The organism is Chitinophaga pollutisoli, from assembly GCF_038396755.1.
Lineage (GTDB): Bacteria > Bacteroidota > Bacteroidia > Chitinophagales > Chitinophagaceae > Chitinophaga > Chitinophaga pollutisoli.
The window spans coordinates 4052501-4055000 of the sequence record NZ_CP149822.1 but is presented as its reverse complement, the minus strand read 5'-3'; the positions used below and the strand labels follow the sequence as shown (position 1 = coordinate 4055000).

The following is a 2500-nucleotide window of genomic DNA, read 5'->3' as shown; positions in this document are numbered from 1 at the left end:
TGAGCAGAAAACTTATTTTTTATTTTTCTGATTGTCAGTCGGTTACGTAGTCGATTTTCTTTGCTTTTCAGATCCCATTGCTATGCTCGCACAGCAGTGTTTTCCCCGCTCCTTGCAAGCGGATGGCAAAGATAGTATCTTTTCAGATTACCGCAAAATTTTACGTCGTAACTTTTGGAACAGATATAATCCGATACTTTTCTATTACTGATCTCTTTTTTACTGATTGCGGAAGTACCGATAAGAGCGGTACCATTGAAGTGTGCAATCTTTGCGTTTATTGCGCTCTTCCTTTTGTTAATCAAAAGAAGAACAGATAAAAAAAGTCCCGGTATTGAACCGGGACTTTTTTCAATAAATATGGCAGCTACCTACTCTCCCGCATGATAGTGCAGTACCATCGGCCATGAGGGGCTTAACTTCTCTGTTCGGAATGGGAAGAGGTGAACACCCTCGGTAAAACCACCATAAGATCTTAGATGGATGCTGTTCGTTTTATCTTTCGATGATTCGAACGGTGATCCTAGTATCTTACTACTAATAAATTTACATATCGGGAAGTTGTAAAACACGCTCTTTTCAGAGAAAGAGCATAATAAAATTAAAGCTTACGGGCAATTAGTATTACTCGGCTTCGATGTTACCACCCTTACACCTGTAACCTATCAACGTCATAGTCTCTGACGGCCCTTAAAAGTAAACTCATCTTGAGGTAAGTTTCACGCTTAGATGCTTTCAGCGTTTATCTTGCCCGTACATAGCTACTCTGCACTGCACCTGGCGGCACAACAGATACACCAGCGGTACGTACGACCCGGTCCTCTCGTACTAAGGTCATGTCCTCTCAATTTACTAACGATCACAACAGATAGGGACCGAACTGTCTTGCGACGTTCTGAACCCAGTTCACGTGCCACTTTAATCGGCGAACAGCCGAACCCTTGGGACCTTCTCCAGCCCCAGGATGTGACGAACCGACATCGAGGTGCCAAACCTCCCCGTCGATATGAGCTCTTGGGGGAGATCAGCCTGTTATCCCCGGAGTACCTTTTATCCTTTGAGCGATGGCCCTTCCATACAGAACCACCGGATCACTTTAGCCTGCTTTCGCACCTGCTCGGCTTGTCTGCCTCACAGTCAAGCACCCTTCTACTAATGCGCTCTGCGTACGATTACCAACCGTACTGAGGGTACCTTTGCGAGCCTCCGTTACTTTTTAGGAGGCGACCACCCCAGTCAAACTACCCACCAAACAATGTCCCCGTTGCCGGGTTAGACTCTAAGTAACAGAAGGTTGGTATTTCAACGTTGACTCCACGACTCCTGGCGAAGCCGCTTCATAGTCTCCCAACTATCCTACACATCTGGCACTCAAAATCAATGTTAAGTTGTAGTGAAGGTTCACGGGGTCTTTCCGTCCCGTTGCGATTAACCGGCATCTTCACCGATACTACAATTTCACCGAGCTCATGGTAGAGACAGTGTCCAACTCATTAGACCATTCGTGCAGGTCGGAACTTACCCGACAAGGAATTTCGCTACCTTAGGACCGTTATAGTTACGGCCGCCGTTTACTGGGGCTTCAGTCAGGAGCTTTGGCTTGCGCCGAACACCCTTCCTTAACCTTCCAGCACCGGGCAGGTATCAGGCTCTATACGTCATCTTTCGATTTTGCAGGGCCCTGTGTTTTTGTTAAACAGTTGGTTGGACCATTTTACTGAGACCACATCACTGTGGTACGCCTTATCCCGAAGTTACAGCGTCAATTTGCCTAGTTCCTTTACCATGGATCACTCGAGCGCCTTAGGATATTCTCCTCGACTACCTGTGTCGGTTTACGGTACGGGCTGCTATAACCTAACCTTAGAGGTTTTTCTTGGAAGTCTGATTAGGGACATTATCAGCGCGGCCGAAGCTTTGCTGTACTATCAGGTTCAGCACTCCAGGCGGATTTTCCTACCCAAAGTATACCTACACCCTTTAACGCACTATTCCGTAAGTGCGCAGTCCTTTCACTACTCCGTTACCCCATCGAAATTATAGCAGGTACTGGAATATTCACCAGTTTGCCATCAGCTACGCCTCTCGGCTTTGCCTAAGGACCCGACTAACCCTGATCCGATTAGCGTTGATCAGGAACCCTTAGTCTTACGGCGAAAAGATTTTTCATCTTTTTTATCGTTACTTATGCCTACATTTTCTTTTCTGTACGCTCCAGCATACCTCGCGGTACACCTTCGATGCAGTACAGAATGCTCCCCTACCGATTATACCTCTTGGTACAATCCTAAAGCTTCGGTAGTATGTTTGATGCCCGATTATTTTCCGTGCCCAAACCCTCGACCAGTGAGCTGTTACGCACTCTTTAAATGAATGGCTGCTTCCAAGCCAACATCCTGGCTGTTTTAGGGTTTGAACTGCGTTTGTTCAACTTAACATACACTTAGGGACCTTAGCTGTTAATCTGGGTTATTTCCCTCTCGGCCATGGACCTTAGCGC

The 2500-nt window shown here is 46.6% G+C and carries 2 rRNA genes (1 of these 2 only partly in view); both read right to left on the bottom strand.

The window, feature by feature from the left end:
* Positions 1 to 358: 358 nt before the first annotated feature.
* A 5S ribosomal RNA gene (rrf, locus tag WJU16_RS16985) occupies positions 359 to 470 on the bottom strand.
* Between the two features lie 128 nt (positions 471 to 598).
* Positions 599 to 2500, bottom strand: a 23S ribosomal RNA gene (locus WJU16_RS16980) (it continues 979 nt past the right edge of the window).